The 16,624-nt window shown below is 67.3% G+C and carries 14 protein-coding genes; 2 read left to right on the forward strand and 12 right to left on the reverse strand.

All coding sequences use genetic code 11. The features are described from left to right. Positions 1-30: 30 nt before the first annotated feature. From nadC to recO, 9 genes are all read right to left on the reverse strand, one after another. Entirely contained in the window at positions 31-936 is a 906-nt protein-coding gene (gene nadC / locus DSD28_RS23305) for a carboxylating nicotinate-nucleotide diphosphorylase (protein ID WP_119258825.1), read from the reverse strand. A 39-nt stretch (positions 937-975) separates the two neighbouring features. Then, complete coding sequence (locus DSD28_RS23310) at positions 976-2,574, reverse strand: L-aspartate oxidase (protein ID WP_119258826.1); 1,599 nt, start codon at positions 2,572-2,574, stop codon at positions 976-978. A 199-nt stretch (positions 2,575-2,773) separates the two neighbouring features. Then, the gene (gene nadA, locus DSD28_RS23315; RefSeq protein ID WP_119258919.1) at positions 2,774-3,853 is read right to left on the reverse strand and encodes a quinolinate synthase NadA; all 1,080 of its coding nucleotides are present in this window, start codon (positions 3,851-3,853) and stop codon (positions 2,774-2,776) included. A gap of 167 nt (positions 3,854-4,020) precedes the next feature. After that, entirely contained in the window at positions 4,021-5,253 is a 1,233-nt protein-coding gene (locus DSD28_RS23320) for an MFS transporter (protein ID WP_119258920.1), read from the reverse strand. 208 nt (positions 5,254-5,461) lie between these two features. Further along, positions 5,462-6,307, reverse strand: coding sequence for an MOSC domain-containing protein (locus tag DSD28_RS23325; protein WP_119258827.1), 846 nt, complete (start codon positions 6,305-6,307; stop codon positions 5,462-5,464). A 78-nt stretch (positions 6,308-6,385) separates the two neighbouring features. Beyond that, on the reverse strand, positions 6,386-7,039 hold the full coding sequence (locus DSD28_RS23330) for an HD domain-containing protein (protein WP_119258828.1): 654 nt from the start codon (positions 7,037-7,039) through the stop codon (positions 6,386-6,388). Positions 7,040-7,075: 36 nt separating this feature from the next. Then, positions 7,076-9,928 (reverse strand): DUF2339 domain-containing protein, encoded by a 2,853-nt coding sequence (locus DSD28_RS23335; RefSeq protein ID WP_119258829.1) that lies wholly within the window; start codon positions 9,926-9,928, stop codon positions 7,076-7,078. Between the two features lie 96 nt (positions 9,929-10,024). Next, the gene (locus DSD28_RS23340) at positions 10,025-10,534 is read right to left on the reverse strand and encodes a PaaI family thioesterase (protein WP_119258830.1); all 510 of its coding nucleotides are present in this window, start codon (positions 10,532-10,534) and stop codon (positions 10,025-10,027) included. Then, complete coding sequence (gene recO, locus DSD28_RS23345; RefSeq protein WP_119258831.1) at positions 10,531-11,292, reverse strand: DNA repair protein RecO; 762 nt, start codon at positions 11,290-11,292, stop codon at positions 10,531-10,533. Before recO ends, DSD28_RS23340 begins: the two co-directional genes overlap by 4 nt. Positions 11,293-11,553: 261 nt before the next feature. Between recO and DSD28_RS23350 the strand changes: the two genes are divergently transcribed. Further along, positions 11,554-12,261 (forward strand): L,D-transpeptidase, encoded by a 708-nt coding sequence (locus DSD28_RS23350; RefSeq protein WP_162911525.1) that lies wholly within the window; start codon positions 11,554-11,556, stop codon positions 12,259-12,261. Positions 12,262-12,323: 62 nt separating this feature from the next. Here the strand turns inward: DSD28_RS23350 and DSD28_RS23355 are convergent, their stop codons facing one another. Beyond that, positions 12,324-12,812, reverse strand: coding sequence for an SRPBCC domain-containing protein (locus tag DSD28_RS23355; protein WP_119258832.1), 489 nt, complete (start codon positions 12,810-12,812; stop codon positions 12,324-12,326). 74 nt (positions 12,813-12,886) lie between these two features. Between DSD28_RS23355 and DSD28_RS23360 the strand changes: the two genes are divergently transcribed. Next, positions 12,887-13,210: an ArsR/SmtB family transcription factor gene (locus tag DSD28_RS23360; RefSeq protein WP_119258833.1), complete on the forward strand. Its 324-nt coding sequence runs from the start codon at positions 12,887-12,889 to the stop codon at positions 13,208-13,210. Between the two features lie 33 nt (positions 13,211-13,243). Here the strand turns inward: DSD28_RS23360 and bla are convergent, their stop codons facing one another. Together bla and DSD28_RS23370 are read right to left on the reverse strand one after the other, a co-directional pair. After that, positions 13,244-14,137, reverse strand: coding sequence for a BKC/GPC family carbapenem-hydrolyzing class A beta-lactamase (gene bla, locus DSD28_RS23365; RefSeq protein WP_119258834.1), 894 nt, complete (start codon positions 14,135-14,137; stop codon positions 13,244-13,246). A gap of 144 nt (positions 14,138-14,281) precedes the next feature. Continuing rightward, complete coding sequence (locus DSD28_RS23370; protein WP_119258835.1) at positions 14,282-16,591, reverse strand: Tex family protein; 2,310 nt, start codon at positions 16,589-16,591, stop codon at positions 14,282-14,284. Positions 16,592-16,624: the final 33 nt, after the last annotated feature.

The following is a 16,624-nucleotide window of genomic DNA, read 5'->3' on the forward strand; positions in this document are numbered from 1 at the left end:
AACGCATCCTGCGTTGGGGTGTTCCCGCGCTCAGCGCAGCACGACATCGAGGCCGATGTCGAGCGTCGGGGCGGCCATGGTGATCTTGGACGTCGAGATATAGTCGACGCCGGTCTCGGCGATGGCACGGATTGTCGTCAGGTTCACGTTGCCGGAGGCCTCCAGCTTCACGCGGCGCGGGTCTGCCGCATAGGCCGCGTCGGCAAGGCCGGCCTGGTCGCGGTTGATTTCGACGGCGCGGCGCAGGAGCTCCGGCCCCATATTGTCGAGAAGGATCACGTCGGGCTGCGCTTCCAAAGCCTCCTCCAGCTCCGCAAGGCTCGTCACCTCCACCTCGACCTTGACGAGATGGCCGGCGAAGGCCCGCGCGGCGCGGATGGCCCCGGCAACGCCGCCGGCGACGGCGATGTGGTTGTCCTTGATGAGGATCGCGTCGTCGAGCCCATAGCGGTGCGAGGAGCCGCCGCCCATGCGCACGGCGTATTTCTCCAGCGCCCGGAGGCCGGGAATGGTCTTGCGCGTGCAGCAGACCTTGGCCGGCGTGTGAGCGATCTCGCGGGCGAAGCGCGCCGTGTAGGAAGCGACGCCGCTGAGGTGCATGAGGAAGTTGAGCGCCACGCGCTCGGCGGACAGCACGGCGCGGGCGGGGCCCGAGACCCTGGCGATCACCGTGCCCGGCGAAAGCGTGTCACCGTCCTTCACGAAGGCCTCGAAGCGGATGGCCGGATCCATCAGGCGGAAGGCGGCGCGGGCGAGATCGAGGCCGGCGACGACGCCGTCCTCGCGGATGTTCAGTTCGGCGGCCGCCGTCATGTCCGGCGCGATGGTCGCCTGGCTGGTGATGTCGCCGGCCCGGCCGAGGTCCTCGCCAAGCGCTGCGCGCACCTGCTCCTCCACCATCAGCGGCGAAAGGACGGGGAGATAGGGGGTGGTCATGGCTGCTTGTCCCGTTTCATTGCGTCTCAAGCGGCGGCGTCAGGCCGCCGCCGTTTGCGAAAGCTCGGCGACCACCTTGTCGGCCTCGGCGAGCGTGAGGAAGGTGCGGTGCTTCCAGCCCGCCTTCTGCTCGGGGAAATCCGAACGGAAATGGCCGCCGCGGCTTTCCTCGCGCAGCCAGGCGCCGACGGCGATGAGCTTTGCCGTGGTCACGATATTGTGGAAGCGCATGCGGCTGTTCTCGCGCTCCAGCGTGGCGATCTCGCGGATGGCGGCCGCAAGGCCCTCGCGGTTGCGGATGACGCCGACCTGTTCGCTCATGACATGGCGCAGGCGCGTGAGCGCGGGGCTATCCTCGATGGTGACGAGGTCGTCGCTCTCGCCGGCATTCTTGCCCCAGTCGTTGATCTTCGGCTCCGGCAGCATGCCCTTGATGTTTTCCGCGATTCGGGCGGCGAAGACGACGGCCTCGAGCAGCGAGTTGGAGGCGAGCCGGTTCGCGCCGTGGACGCCGGTGGAGGTGACCTCGCCGGCGGCCCACAGGCCGTCGATGGAGGTGCGGCCCTCGGCATCCGTCAGCACGCCGCCCATGTGATAGTGCACGGCCGGCACGACGGGGATCGGCTGGCTGACCGGATCGATGCCGGCGGCGATGCAGGAGGCGTAGACCGTCGGGAACATGTCGGGGAAATGCGCGCCGACGGCCTTGGTGCAATCGAGGAAGGCACCGCGGCCGGCCTGCACCTCGGCGAAGACGCCGCGCGAGACGATGTCGCGCGGGGCCAATTCGCCGTCCGCGTGGATATCCAGCATGAAGCGATGGCCGGCGGAATTGACGAGATGCGCCCCGTCACCGCGCAGCGCCTCGGTGGCGAGCGGCGCGGGGTCGCGGCCGATATTGATGGCCGTCGGGTGGAACTGCACGAATTCCGGGTCGGCGATGATGGCGCCGGCGCGGGCCGCCATGCCGACGCCCTGCCCGCAGGCCTCCCACGGATTGGTGGTGACAGCGAAGAGATGGCCGACGCCGCCCGAGCAAAGCACCACGGCGCGGGCGGGGAAATGCACGCGGTTCTTCGACTGGCCGGCATCCGGCCGGGCGACGACGCCGGAGATGAAGCGACCCTCGCGCACCAGCTCCTCGACGACATAGCCTTCCAGCACGCGGATCGACGGCGTGTTGCGCACGGCGGCGATCAGCGCCTCCATGATGGCCTTGCCGGCCATGTCGCCCTTGACGCGCACGATGCGGCGCTCGGAATGGGCGGCCTCGCGGGAGAGCAGGAGCTTGCCTTCGAGGTCGCGGTCGAAGGGCACGCCGTATTCGAGCAGGTCATGGATGCGCGCCGGGCCTTCGGAGACCATGAAGCGCGCCATCTTCTCGTCGACGATGCCGGCGCCGGCCTCCAGCGTGTCGGCAACGTGCTTGTCGAAGGTGTCGCCGGGGCTCATCGCCGCCGCGATGCCGCCCTGCGCCCAGGCGGAGGATGCGCCCTGCCCGATGGGCGCGGCGGCAAGGATGGTGACGGGACGCGGCGCGAGCTTCAGCGCGCAGAACAGGCCCGCAAGCCCGCCGCCGACGATGACGATATCGTCGATGCCGTTCCACGATTGCGGGCGGAAACTCTCCATGGGCATTTGTCTTTCCTCCGACGTGCACCAGACTGTTCTCCCCCCTTGTGGGGGAGATGTCACGAAGTGACAGAGGGGGGTGGCGGCCCGCACTGACGAGGAGGCTCACCCCCCCTCTGCCCTGCCGGGCATCTCCCCCACAAGGGGGGAGATCGAAAACCGCACCGTCCGCGCTCTACCTTCCGCGATCAGAAAGCCAGCCACGCTACTGCTTCAAGTTCACCATCCGCTCGACTGCAAGGCGCGCCCGATCGGCGATCGCCGGATCGACCAGAACCTCCTCCGTCATGTTCACCAGGCTGTCGAGGATCTTCGGCAGCGTGATGCGCTTCATGTGCGGACAGAGGTTGCACGGCTTGACGAAATCGACGCCGGGAAGCTCGGCCTGGATGTTGGAGGCCATGGAGCATTCAGTGACGAGCAGCACGCGCGCGGGGCGGTTGTCCTTCACATAGTTGATCATGCCCGCCGTCGAGCCGGCGAAATCGCAGACGGCGATGACGTCCGGGTGGCATTCCGGGTGGCCGATGATCTCGATGCCGGGATGGGCTTCCTTGTAGGCGAGCAGTTCCTTCGGGGTGAAACGCTCGTGCACCTCGCAATGGCCCTTCCAGGTGAGGATCTTCTTGTTGGTCTGCTTGGCGACGTTCATCGCGAGGTATTCGTCCGGGATGCAGAGGACGGTGTCGCTCTCCAGGCTCTCGATCACGGCCAGCACGTTGGACGAGGTGCAGCAGATGTCCGTCTCCGCCTTCACGTCGGCCGAGGTGTTGACGTAGGTGACGACCGGCACGCCGGGATAACGCTGCTTGAGCAGGCGCACGTCCGCGCCTGTGATAGATTCCGACAGCGAGCAGCCGGCGCGAGCATCCGGGATGAGGACCGTCTTTTCCGGGTTCAGCAGCTTGGAGGTCTCGGCCATGAAGTGCACGCCGCACTGGATGATGATCTCGGCGTCGACCCGGGTGGCATCGCGGGCGAGCTGAAGCGAATCGCCGACGATGTCGGCGACGCAATGGAAGATTTCCGGCGTCTGGTAATTATGCGCGAGGATGACCGCGCCGCGTTCCTTCTTCAGCCGGTTGATGGCGGCGACATAGGGCGCGTAGACCGGCCATTCGAACGCGGGGATGAACTGTTTGACCTTCTCGTAGAGGTGTTCGGTCTCGCGGGCGATCTCGGGCGTGAAGGTGAGGTCCGGTTTCTCGACGACGCCGAAGCGCTCCGCGGCGGTCAGCGGACGTGCGGCTTCGGCCTCCACTGCATGCTGGGCCAGAACGGTCATGGAACCCTCCTCCTCCGCCGTTTCCGGCGGCTTCGCCATTTTGCTCATGTTGAGCATAACGGCTGTAAAACAAAACCGGCATTGGCCGGTGGTTCAGATTTAGAAACTTTTATGACGCTTTGCAAGGCGCGCCGCCCGAATTCCTTCGGGCGGCGGCGTGATGAGTTTCAGGCCATCGCCGGGCGGGCGACACCCTTCTCCTCGATCGGCCAGTGCACGATCGCCGCGAAGATACCGAGCGCGACGCCCAGCCACCACACCGGATCGTAGGTGCCGAAATGGTCGTAGAGATAGCCGCCCATCCACACGCCGAGGAACGAGCCGACCTGGTGCGACAGGAAGACGATGCCGCCGAGCAGGCCGAGATGCTTGGTGCCGAACATGATAGCGACGAGGCCGTTGGTCGGCGGCACGGTGGAGAGCCAGAGCAGGCCCATCACCACGGCAAAAATGATGACGGAGGCCGGCGACTTCGGCAGGAGGATGAAGGCCGAGACCGCCACCGAGCGGGCAAGGTAGATATAGGCGAGGAAATAGGGCTTCGAGTAACGCTGGCCGATGAAGCCGGCGGCAAGCGAGCCGATGACGTTGAAGAAGCCGATCAGCGCCAGCGCGATCACCGCATAGCGCGCATCGATGCCGATATCGCCGAGATAGGCCGGGAAATGCGCGGTGATGAAGGCGACCTGATAGCCACAGACGAAGAAGCCGGCGGTGAGCAGAAGATAGCTGCGGTGGCCGAGCGCCTCGCGCAGCGCCTCGCCGATGGTCTGCTTGTAGTCGCTGGCGGCGGTGATGCCGGAGGAGGAATTGCCGCGCAGCGGAATGCCGAGGAGCGGCACGAGAAGCATCATGACGCCGAGCCAGACGAGGCTGTCGGACCAGCCGAAGGCGCTGATCAGGCCCTGCGAGAGCGGCGCGAAGAGGAACATGCCGGCAGAGCCCGCCGCCGTGCAGATGCCGAAGGCCATGGAGCGCTGGTCCGGCGTGACGTTGCGGGCGAAGGCGGAGAGCAGGATGCCGAAGGAGCCGGCCCCGACGCCGAGCCCGACCAGCACGCCGCCGCCGACATGCAGCCAGAGCGGCGAGGTGCCGAGCGACATCAGGAAAAGGCCGAGCGCATAGACGAGCCCCGAGACGAGCAGTACGCGCCAGGTGCCGAACTTGTCGGCGATGGCGCCGAAGAAGGGCTGGCTGACGCCCCAGGCGAGGTTCTGCAAGGCCATGGCGAGGCCGAAGGTCGTGCGGTCCCAGCCGGTATCCTGTAGCATCGGAAGCTGGAAGAAACCCATCGCCGAGCGCGGGCCGAAGGTCAGCACGGCGATCAGCGAACCGGCGACGATGATGAGCCAGGGCATCGGCCGGCTCGCGGCCGGAGCCGTAACGGTGGTGGCGGACATGATGGTCTCCATTAGAGCATTTCCGCTTTTCTTCGAATCGCGAAAACGCTCTAATTCTTTTTCTTCACGCAATTCCAGGACGCAAAACCGCTTCACGCTTTTGCTGGAATTGCTCCAGGGACACGGACCCTACGCGCCGCCATCGATGAACGAAAACGAATTTAATTGAGCGGACGATCAACCGGGTTGATGGAAGAGCGGGTGAGGTTTACGCCCGCACCTTGAGCGGCCAGCGCTCGGCGCGCGTGCCCTTCACCTCCACCACGTCACCGAGGCGGATGTCACCCTCGCCGCGCGGGACCGCGTTCCAGCCGAAGAGGACGCCGGGCACGCGGCGGTCGGCCGACATGCGCTTTTCCGCAAGGCCCTGGATCGGGTTGCCACCGATGCGCTCGCCGGTCATCTGGTCCTGCGTGGTCATGATGCAGCGGGCGCAAGGCTTGACGAGGTCGAAGGTGACGCCGCCGATCTCGATGGTTTGCCAGAAATCCTCCTGCCAGGGCTCCTCGCAGGTGACGAGGATATTGGTGCGGAAGCGGTCCATGCCGACCGGCTCCTGCCCCTTGGCGACGAGCGTGCGGTTGAGGTCGGCCAGCGAGCCCGTCGTGGTGACGAGGACGGGAAAACCGTCCGCAAAACGCACCGGCACCGGCTTTCCGGCCCACTCCTCGCCCTCGGCGCGGTGTGCCGCCGCATCCATGTGCACCAGCTTCACGGGCCGGGCGAACCAGTCCGACAGCGCCTCGTTCACCGCCTCGTCGGCCACCGCGGCATTGACGGGCGTATCCCAGATCGTCACGTCGAGGCGGTCTTCCGGCTCGAAGCTCGCGAAGAGCTGGCGGCCCTCCATCTCCAGATGCAGGCTCTCGCCGACCGGCGTCGCCTCGACACGCGCCAGCGCCTGCAACTCGCGCTGGGTGATGCAGCGTCCGTCCGGCTCGACGATCATGAAGCGCCGGTCGCCGGCAAGGCCGTCGAGGCGCACGGAAGCGCTCTCGACGGGAATGGCCCGGCCGCTCTTCAGCGGATGGATATTGAGAGCCTCGACCTTCATGGGACGACCTTTCCTGAAACTTCGATTCAACGCCTTGCCGGATCGATTCAATCCGGCGGCACAAAAGCATGTTTTCGCTCAGATTTCATCCAGAAGCATGTCGCGGATGGCGCGCAGGCGCTCCGTGCGGGCCTTGGCCATGCGCGCGCCCGCCTTCGTGCGGAAGTCATCTGCCAGCCGGAAGAGCTTCACCTCGAAATGGTCGATGGCGAAGGCCTTGTCGTCGAGGGGGCGGTGCTCGGCGAGCGGATCCAGCGGATCGTAGAGGCCGCTGCCCATGCGGCCCGCGATATAGAAGCAGCGCGCCGCGCCGACCATGCCGATGGCGTCCAGCCGGTCGGCGTCCTGCAGGATTTTCGCCTCCAGCGTTTCCGGCGGGATATCGGCGGAGAAGCTGTGCGTGAGGATGGCATGGGCGACGGCGGCGATATCCGCCTCGCTCCAGCCCTCGGCGGCAAGCAGGCCCGCGGCCTTTTCGGCGGCGAGGCGCGAGGCTTGCCGGCGCAGCGGCGAATTCTTCTCCACCGCCACGCAATCGTGCAGCAGCACGGCGGCGGCGAGGAGCCGGAGGTCCCCGCCCTCCTCCGCCTGGATGCGGCGGGCGCTCTTCCACACGCGGATGAGATGGGCGGCGTCGTGCGAACCGTCGTCGGCGGCGAAGGCCTGCGGCAGCAGGCGTCCGGCAAGATCCCCGAGAGGCGAGAAGGCGGCGGCGAGGCAGGTGAAGGACATGGGCACCCCGAAAAAGACTGCCCGAGACCTATCCCGTCAGGGCGACGCGTTCAATTCCACCTTTTCCTCCGTCCCGGCCTTTCCCGAGAGGATCTTCTGGTAGAACAGGCCGATGCCGATCAGCACCGCGCCGAGGCCGATGAAGGAGAGCGCCCGCAGGATGCCTTCGAGGTTCGACATGTCGATGAGGAAGACCTTGACGACGGCGATCAGCACGAGGCCGGCGGAGGCAAGGCGGATGCTCTTGGAATCGAACTTCGAGCCGACGGCAAGCAGCGCCACGCCGAGAAGCAGCCAGACGACCGAATAGGTATAGGTCTCCGGCTGGAGGAAACCCTTCCAGTCAGCAATGCCCTCGCCGTGCCAGTAGCGGCGGACGGAGAGCGTGACCCAGGCGAAGGCGAGCGCGACGCCGGTGAGCGCCAGCATGATGACATAGGGCAGCGGCCGGCGGTTCCGCGCATACCAGGCAAGCCCGCCATAGGCGATGCCGGGAATGAGATAGCCGATCAGCAAAAGGTCGAAGAACGGCCACCTGCCGAGCAGCTCGCCGGTGAAATAGGGATTGAGCCCGATGAAATGGGCGCTCAGCACCGAAAGGACCGAGAGCCCGCCGACCGCCATGGAGCCATAGCGGAAGACCGGGCTCGGCGACTTGAGGTCGAGCGACATCATGGTCGCCGAGGCGCCGATGACCAGCAGCGTGTAGATCGCCTGCTCGCCGAGCGTCGGCACGGAGCTGTCGAGCACGCCGCCGTTCATGCCGTGGCGCACGAGGATGGCGGCGGTCAGCAGCAGGAAGAGGCTGGCGAGCGCCTGGAGGAGATTGCGGATGCGCATATCCGGCCAGCGGCGCAGCTCGAAGGCCGAAAGCGCGAGCAACGCGGCCGGAATGCCGTAGCCGGCGAGAAGCTGGTTGAAGACCGGCATCTTGGAAAGGTTCGCGGCGCCGACGATGGTCGGCTCCCAGGCGATGCGGCCGGCGACCACGAGGGCCGCGCCCGCCATCAGCCAGGGCAGCACCGGCCAGCGGCGAAGGCGCGTGGCGAAGACGGCGGCGGCGCCGAGGAGCGCGATGCCGAGCGTGGTGGCAAGGCCGTCGGTCAGCGCATGCAGCGCCAGGACGAGGAAGGCGAAGCCCCCGGCGGCGAGCGCCCATTGCGGGACGAAGACGCCGTCCGTCTCCTGCCTTCCGCGCGAGAACGCCTCGGCGGCGCCGAGGAAGACGAGGCCGAGAACGACGGCGAGAAGGCCGTGCTTCAGGTCGAAGGAGAGATTGCCGAAGGTGAGGAAGCTGATCGCGAGGATCGCCAGCGGCACGGCCGGCGCGAGCAGGCTCCAGATCGCGGCGAAGAGGCCGGAGCCGGCAAGGCGCAGGCGTACCGCCGCAAGGCCGACGGCCGCATAGGCGACGGCAAGCGCCAGCAGCAGACCGACCGGCACGGAGCCGAGGACGGGAGCCGGCCCGAGGACGGGAACCGGCAGGGTCGTCCCGTCGAGCGTCGGCGGGGCGACCACGCCAAGCGTATCGATGAACAGGCCGACCGGCATGGCGGACATCGCCACGGTGCCGGCCACCGCGCCGACGGCCGAGAAGACGGCCGGATAGATCGCCCAGCAGCGTAGCGCGCCGAGCAGCGCGAGCGCGAGGACGACGGCGACGAAGCCGTAATCGGCGGAGGCGACCACGGGCACCTTGCCGGCGAGCATCAGCGCCGGGAAGAGCATGGCGAGCGCGCCGGTCAGCGACACCGCGACGGCGGGCGGGGCGAAGAGGCGGTCGAGCGGATCGCCGGAGGACGCGCCCGTCGGCGCGGGCATCTCGTCCGCCGTGATGCTGCCCGGCCAGAGGAGGCCGTGGCCGAGGGCGAGCACGAGCATGGCCAGCAGCACCGGCAGCACCTCGACCGTGTCGGCCTGCGAGAGATAGAGCAAGGCCCAGAGGGCCATGCCGACATTGGCGAGCGCCGGCACGACCTGCCAGCGGCGGATGCGCGAGGCGGCGAAGGTGGCAAGCCAGGCGATGCCGAGGAAGCCGAAGAGGCCCCACGGGTTCGGCTCGCTGGTCGAGACCAGCGCGGGCGTCAGCAGCGAGGCGAGCAGGCCGAGGCCGGCCAGCGCCTGCCCGTGCAGCAGCGAAAGGCCGATGGTGGCGAAGGCGACGACGGCGAGCAGCACGAAGGCGGCCGGCGCGCCGAGATAGGCGTAGAAGGCATAGGCGACATAGGTCACGGCGAAGAGCGTGATGGCGCCCGCCGCCGTCAGCACGCCGGGGATCATGGCGTTCTGGAAGGCGTTGGCGATGAGCGGCTGGGTGCGGCGGCGCACGAATTCGCCGGCCGCCATCAGCACGAGGCCAAAGAGCGCCGCGAGCGACAGCCGCACGGCGGGGCTGAGAAGTCCCGCCTCGATGGAATACTTGACCATGAAGATGCCGCCGAGCGCGAGCGCGATGCCGCCGACCCAGACGGCCCAGCGCGCGCCGATGCGGCTCTCGAAGCTTTCCTTCGGCCTTACCGGCGCGGCGGCGGGCGGCACGGCGACGGTCTCTTCCGCCGTCTCGCTTGCGGCCACGGCATCGGCCGGCACGGCGGGCGTGTCGCCGCCGAAGATGGAGCGGCCCTTGCCGGCCTCGTCCGCCTGCGCCGCCGCCCAGGGGCTGGAGAAACCCTCCTCCTCCGCCGGCGGCTCGGGCAGTTCTTCCGTCGCGGCTTCGGCCGTCTCTTCGGCGGGGGCCGCCGCTGCAAGGGGCACGCCGCCAGCCTTCAGGGCCTCGACCTCCTGCCGGAGGCGCATCACCTCATCGCCGAGTTTCTGCGCGCTGTTGCGCGAGGCATTGAGGGTATAGAGCGCCAGGCCAAAGGCGACGAGGCCGAGTATTTCAAGCATTGCGACTCCAGAGCGGCACTGTCCGGGCGGAACACTACCCGGTTTTTATCAAACGCCAAACGTAGTTACGTTTCAGGCAGGCGATCTCTTCGCCGCTCAGCGCATCAGATTTTCGATGGGGAAGATGGCGCAGGTCTCCGTGCCGTGGGCGAGCAGCTTGCCCTTGCCGTCGCGCAGCCACGCTTCCGACGTGGCGATGGTGCGGCCGCGATGGACGATCCTTCCCTCGCAGAACACCTCGCCCATGCCGGGCAGCACGGGGCGCACGAGGTTCAGCTTGAACTCGATGGTCGTATAGGCCTCGCCCGGCCTGACGGTCGAGAAGACGGCACAGCCGAGCGCCGAATCCATCACCGTCGCCGTCCAGCCGCCATGCACCGTGCCGAGCGGATTGAGGTGATCGGCGGACGGCATGCCGGCGAAGACGACACGCCCCTCCTCCACCTCGGTCATGCTGAAGGCGAGGGTCCTTGCCATCGGCGGCGCGGGCAGATCGCCGGAAAGTATCGCCCGCAGCACCTTGAGGCCGCCGTCGCGCGCCACCACGTCGAGCGGCAGTGTGCCGACGCCGGCAACCGTCATCCCCGGATAGATCTCGACCGTCATGCATGTGCCTCCCTGCGTTCCCCGTCCTGCCGGCCGAGCGCCTTCAGCGCCGCCTGCACGAAGCCTTCGCGGGCGCTCGCAAGCTCCAGCCCGCGCGGCTCGCAGACATGGCGGTTGAGGAAGAAGGCGGTCAGGCGGAAACCATCGGCGAGCGCGGCGGCATCGGCGGCGTGCCGGCTCTCGTCGCCGAGGAAGCCGGGAAGCGCCAGCATCTTGTCCGCCCAGGGCGCGCCCGCCGCGCGCGAGACGGCGCGACCGGATTTCGGCGAGACGTAGCAGAGGTCGTCGCGGCTGCCGGTCGCCACGCATTCGAGGAGATCGAGGCCGAAGCCGAGGTCGTTCAGCACGGCGAGCTCGAAGCGGATAAAGAGCTCGCCGGCATCGGCCGGCTCGTGCAGATGGTCGAGGATGACCGACAGCGCCTCGTAGAGATGGGGATGGGGATCGCGCTCCGGCAGGAAGCGCAGCAGCGCCGCCATGGCCTGCACGCCGTAGACGGCCGTCGCGGTCTCCATGAGGCGGCCGGCGCGAAGCTCCAGCGGCTCGAGGCGGAACTCGCCGAGATGCTCGTCGAGCCGCGCGCGCCATGTCACTTCAACGGAATTGCCGGGCTGAAGCACCGGCTGCATCGTCCGCGACCGGCCGCCGCGCACCATGCCGAGATGCCGGCCGCGGCCACGCGTCATCACCTCGGCGATCACCGACGTCTCGCCGTGGCGCCGCACGCCCAGAACGATGGCTTCGTCACTCCATTGCATGGCAAAGCCTTACGCCCTCGATGGGGCGGGAGCAAGCGCAGCGCATGCTGCCTTGCCCCTGACCGTCTCCCCGCAGCCGAGGAGAACGGCCGGCAGGCGGATGAGGGGCAACTCCAAGCACGGGTGCGTGGCCATATCGCCACACCTAACCCCTTGCCACAGTTTCGCTTTCTTCTCGCCCTGCCGGCGCCGCCTTTGGCTTTATAGACCCCGGCCAAGGCCAAGAGGCCGCATTGCAGTTCCAGATACAGGTGCCCTTTCATGTGTGTGTCCCGCGCCCTCGCCCTTCTCGCCGTCGCCGCAACGCTTGCCGGCTGCGTCACCACCGCAAAGCCGGTGAGGAAGGGGCCGGACCCGATGCATGTCGCCATGTACGGGCCGCAGCCGGAAGAGCGCTTCCCGCTGCCGGCGATGGACATCAGCCGGGTGAACCCGAAATATTTCCGCCAGCAGGTGGCCTACCAGACGATGGAGCCCGCCGGCACGATCGTCATCGATACGCAGAACCGGTTCCTCTACCTCGTGCAGGGTGAAGGCATGGCGATGCGCTACGGCATCGGCGTCGGCAAGGCGGGACTGGAATTCGAGGGCGCGGCGCGCATCGGCCGCAAGGCGGAATGGCCGCGCTGGACGCCGACACCGAGCATGATCAAGCGCGAACCGGAGCGGAACCTCAAATGGGCGAACGGCATGGAGCCGGGCCTGACCAATCCGCTCGGGCCGCGCGCGCTCTATCTCTACAAGGACGGCAAGGACACGCTGTTCCGCATCCACGGCACGTCCGAGCCGTGGTCGATCGGCAAGGCCGTTTCGAGCGGCTGCATCCGCCTCTTCAACCAGGACATCATCGACCTCTACGGCCGCGTGCCGAGCGGCAGCCGCGTCGTCGTGCTGCAGCATCAGACGCCTGCGGAGGAGATAACGCCGGTGGCGGCGGCCAACGGCTTCGTGCCGCCGGCCGCCATCTAGGGACCGTCAAGTCCGGCTTTCAAAGGGCGCTATCGCTTCACAGCGATAGCGCCCTTTCCGCATCAGGTGAAATCCTGCTGCTCGGATGTGACGACGCCCTTCATCTCGCTCGGGTAATAGCCCTCGCGCAGGTTGATGCCGTATTCGACATAGGCCTTCATGCAGGCGAGCATCTGCGACCAGCCCTCGCAATTCATGTAGGAGGATTTCTGGCCGCGGGCGTTCTCGCGCCAGCCGGTCTCGGCGATGGTGACCATCGTGCCGCCGTCGTCGAGCGGCTTGAAGCGCATCTCGACGCGCGTCTTGTAGGGCTCCTCGTCCTTGTCGACCATGGCGTCCCAGCGGAAGGAGATGAGCGCGTCCTTCTCCACCCTGTCGACGATGACCGGGGCCATGCCCCACCATGTCACCGTCGTGCCTTCGACCAGCGGTGCACTCGCCCCACCGATCGTGGTGAAATAGCCGCTCAGCTTCTTCGGATTGACCACAGCATCGAAAACCTCGGCGACCGGCTTGCCGATCCGGCCGTTCACGCGAAATTCCAGCGTCATGCCGTCCTCCTTGGGCGCTACCCCGCCCTCTTCTCGATCTTGTACCCGGTCAAAATATGTTATAAAAACATAACATGTCAAGCGAATCGAAAGAGGACGCCGTTTTCAAGGCGCTCGCCAACGGCAAAAGGCGGCAGATGCTGGATGCGATCAGGGATGCGCCGCTGACAACGGGCGCGCTCTGCGAAAGGTTTCCGGAGATGGACCGCTGCACGGTCATGCAGCACCTGAAGGTGCTGGAGGAGGCGGAGCTGATCATTCCTCGCCGCGAGGGCCGCGAGCGCTGGAACCATCTCAACGCCCTGCCGATCCAGGCGATCCACGACCGCTGGATCAGCCAATATGCCGGCCATGCGATGACCGTGCTTTCGGCGCTGCAGGCCGATCTCGAAGGGTGAAGGCGCCGCCCTTCGGCAGCGCCCCCCCAACAATCAGACCTCGGCGGCGATGCGGCCGATCTCGGCGATGACGGCATTGCGCTCGTCGCCGGAAATGCCTGGGATCTCGCAGAAGGCCGTGACGACGATCGCGCCGCGATCCGGCGACCAGGCGACGGCCACGTCATTGGCATTGCCCTGCTTGTCGCCGTTCGTGCCGGTCTTGTCGCCGGTCATCCAGTCCGCCGGGAAGCCGGCGCGCAGCCGCGTGTCGCCGGTCTTGTTCATCACCAGCCAGGCGGCAAGCTGCGCCTTCGACGATGGCGAAAGCACGTCGGACACGACCAGCCGGCGCAGCGTTTCGGTCATGGCGAGCGGGGTCGTCGTGTCGCGCTCGTCGTCCGGCGCATCGTGGTAGTTGAGCTTGGGCTCGGTGCGGTCGAGGCGGGTCACCTCGTCGCCGAAGCCGCGCAGGAACTGCGTCACCGCCTTCGGTCCGCCGGAGGCCGCAAGCAGAAGATTGGCAGCGGCATTGTCGCTGAGCGTGATCGTCGCCGCGCAGAGTTCGGCAATCGAGATCCCGTCGCCGCCAACGCGCTTCTCCACCACCGGGGACCAGTCCACGAGGTCGGATTTCTTCACGACGATACGGCGGTCGAGGTCTTCCTCCTTGCGGTCGACGCGGGCGAGGATATGGCCTGCCAGCAGCGACTTGAAAGTGCTGCACATCAGGAAGCGCTCGTCGGCGCGGTGGCCGAGTTGGGCGCCCGTCGCGAGATTATGTATGGCAACGCCGATGCGGCCCTTGTGCCGCCCTTCGAGTTCCGCGAGCCGCTTTTTCAGTTTGCCCTCCCCGGCCGCCACCGCGGTGCCGGCAAGCGCGGAGACCGCGGGAACGGCAAGGAAAGCGCCGGCAATCGCCTGCCGGCGTGAAATCGTGATCGTCATCGTGTATTTTCCTGTCTTTCGGGCACCGGTGCGCCTTGCCCCGGCCCGTTCAGCCCGCCCACACCGCGACTATGGGCGAGCATAAGGGACAAGACAAACGACGATTTCTGCCGCCAGCCATTAGGAAAATTTGGGCTCATGCCCCTATTTCCGTTTCATCGCCTCGGCGAGCGCGGCTCCGAAAGCACCCTGCGCGGGCGCCTGCTGCTTCGGCGCGGCCTGGCTGAACTTCGGCTTCATGCCGGCAGTGCGGTCATTCCGGGGCGCATTGTCGCGGGCGGCCGGCGCTCCGCCGTCCTTGCGCATGGTGAGGCCGATGCGCTTGCGCGGCACGTCCACCTCCGTCACCCGCACCTTCACCACGTCGCCAGCCTTCACCACTTCATGCGGATCCTTGACGAAGCGGTCGGCGAGCTGGGAGACGTGCACGAGGCCGTCCTGATGCACGCCGATATCGACGAAGGCGCCGAAGGCGGCGACGTTCGTCACCGTGCCCTCCAGCAGCATGCCGACCTTGAGGTCCTTGATGTCGTCGATGCCGTCGGCGAAGGTCGCGGTCTTGAATTCCGGGCGCGGGTCGCGACCGGGCTTTTCGAGTTCGGCGAGAATGTCCCTGACGGTCGGCAGGCCGAAGCGCTCGTCGACGAAGACCTTCGGGTCGAGCGCCTTCAGCGCCACGCTGTCGCCCATCAAGGCGCGCAGGTCGCGCCCGCAGGCGGCGACGATCTTCTTGGCAACGCCATAGGCTTCCGGGTGCACGGAGGAGGCATCGAGCGGCTCCTTGCCGTTCGGGATGCGCAGGAAGCCGGCGCATTGCTCGAAGGTGCGCGCGCCGAGGCGCGAGACCTTCATCAGCTCCTTGCGGCTCTCGAAGGGGCCGTTCGCATCGCGATGCGCGACGATGGCCTCCGCCGAGGATTTTCCGAGGCCGGAAACGCGCGCGAGCAGCGGCGCGGAGGCGGTGTTGAGATCGACGCCGACGGCGTTCACCGCGTCCTCCACCACCGCATCCAGCGAGCGCGAGAGCTTGCCCTGGTCGACGTCGTGCTGGTACTGGCCGACGCCGATCGATTTCGGCTCGATCTTCACCAGCTCCGCCAGCGGATCCTGCAGACGGCGGGCGATGGAGACGGCCCCGCGCAGCGAAACGTCGAGGTTCGGGAATTCCGCGGCGGCCGTTTCAGACGCGGAATAGACCGAGGCGCCGGCCTCCGAGACGATAACCTTGGTGGGCTTGGGCGCGGGAAGCTGGGCGAGCATGTCGGCCACCAGCTTTTCCGTCTCGCGGCTGCCCGTGCCGTTGCCGATGGCGATCAGCTCGACCTTGTGCTTGCGGATGAGGCTTGCAAGCTCGGCCTGCGTGCCGCGCACGTCGTTCTTCGGCGGGAAGGGATAGACCGTCGTCGTCTCGACCACCTTGCCGGTATTGTCGACCACGGCCACCTTGACGCCGGTGCGGATGCCCGGATCGAGCCCCATCGTGGCGCGCGTGCCGGCGGGCGCGGCGAGCAGCAGGTCCTTGAGATTGCGGGCAAAGACGCGGATCGCCTCTTCTTCGGAGCGCTCGCGCATCTCGCGCATGAGGTCAAGCGAGAGCGACATGGAGAGCTTGACGCGCCAGGTCCAGCCGATCACCTCGGCCAGCCACTTGTCGCCCGGCTTCGTGCCGACGGCATAGAACGAGGCGATGATGCGCTCGACGGGCTTGACCGGCTCGGTGCTGTCCTGGTCGACGACGATATCGACCGACAGGAACTCCTCGTTCCAGCCGCGCAGCATGGCGAGCGCGCGGTGGCCCGGAACGGTCGCCCAGCGTTCGGTGTGGTCGAAATAGTCGGAGAACTTGGCGCCGGCCTCCTGCTTGCCCTCCACGACGCGGGAACGCAGGAAGGCGTTGTCCTTCATGTATTCGCGCAGGCGCTTGAGGAGGTCGGCATTTTCCGTCAACTGCTCGGCGACGATGTCGCGCGCGCCTTCCAGCGCGGCCTTCATGTCAGGCACCTCGGCGGAGAGGAACTTTTCCGCAAGCTCGGCCGGCACCAGCGCGCGGTCGGCAAGGATTTGCTCGGCCAGCGGGCCGAGGCCGCGCTCGCGGGCGATCTCCGCCTTGGTGCGGCGCTTGGGCTTGTAGGGCAGGTAGATGTCCTCGAGCTCGGCCTTGGTGGTGACCGTGGCGATCTTGGCGGCCAGCTCGTCCGTCAGCTTGCCCTGCCCCGCGATGGAATCGAGGATCGAGGCGCGGCGGGCCTCCAGCTCGCGCAGATAGGTCAGCCGCTCGGCGAGCGTGCGCAGCTGCGTATCGTCGAGGCCGCCCGTCACCTCCTTGCGGTAGCGCGCGATGAAGGGCACGGTCGCACCCTCGTCCAGCAGTTCCACGGCGGCGGAGACCTGCACGGAGGTCGCCTTGATCTCGGCGGCGATCAGGTTGGCGATCTTGAGCGGTGTCGGGGCCACGTCGAACTCCTCGTGATGGTGCGGGCGGCGACC

The sequence above is a fragment of the Shinella zoogloeoides genome (genome assembly GCF_003574625.1).
GTDB lineage: Bacteria > Pseudomonadota > Alphaproteobacteria > Rhizobiales > Rhizobiaceae > Shinella > Shinella zoogloeoides_A.

Bases quoted from the DNA above. Each gene is read 5' to 3' on its own strand.
- nadC (WP_119258825.1), bottom strand. From the start codon at position 936: ATGACCACCCCCTATCTCCCCGTCCTTTCGCCGCTGATGGTGGAGGAG.
- DSD28_RS23310 (WP_119258826.1), bottom strand. From the start codon at position 2,574: ATGCCCATGGAGAGTTTCCGCCCGCAATCGTGGAACGGCATCGACGAT.
- nadA (WP_119258919.1), bottom strand. From the start codon at position 3,853: ATGACCGTTCTGGCCCAGCATGCAGTGGAGGCCGAAGCCGCACGTCCG.
- DSD28_RS23320 (WP_119258920.1), bottom strand. From the start codon at position 5,253: ATGTCCGCCACCACCGTTACGGCTCCGGCCGCGAGCCGGCCGATGCCC.
- DSD28_RS23325 (WP_119258827.1), bottom strand. From the start codon at position 6,307: ATGAAGGTCGAGGCTCTCAATATCCATCCGCTGAAGAGCGGCCGGGCC.
- DSD28_RS23330 (WP_119258828.1), bottom strand. From the start codon at position 7,039: ATGTCCTTCACCTGCCTCGCCGCCGCCTTCTCGCCTCTCGGGGATCTT.
- DSD28_RS23335 (WP_119258829.1), bottom strand. From the start codon at position 9,928: ATGCTTGAAATACTCGGCCTCGTCGCCTTTGGCCTGGCGCTCTATACC.
- DSD28_RS23340 (WP_119258830.1), bottom strand. From the start codon at position 10,534: ATGACGGTCGAGATCTATCCGGGGATGACGGTTGCCGGCGTCGGCACA.
- recO (WP_119258831.1), bottom strand. From the start codon at position 11,292: ATGCAATGGAGTGACGAAGCCATCGTTCTGGGCGTGCGGCGCCACGGC.
- DSD28_RS23350 (WP_162911525.1), top strand. From the start codon at position 11,554: ATGTGTGTGTCCCGCGCCCTCGCCCTTCTCGCCGTCGCCGCAACGCTT.
- DSD28_RS23355 (WP_119258832.1), bottom strand. From the start codon at position 12,812: ATGACGCTGGAATTTCGCGTGAACGGCCGGATCGGCAAGCCGGTCGCC.
- DSD28_RS23360 (WP_119258833.1), top strand. From the start codon at position 12,887: ATGTCAAGCGAATCGAAAGAGGACGCCGTTTTCAAGGCGCTCGCCAAC.
- bla (WP_119258834.1), bottom strand. From the start codon at position 14,137: ATGACGATCACGATTTCACGCCGGCAGGCGATTGCCGGCGCTTTCCTT.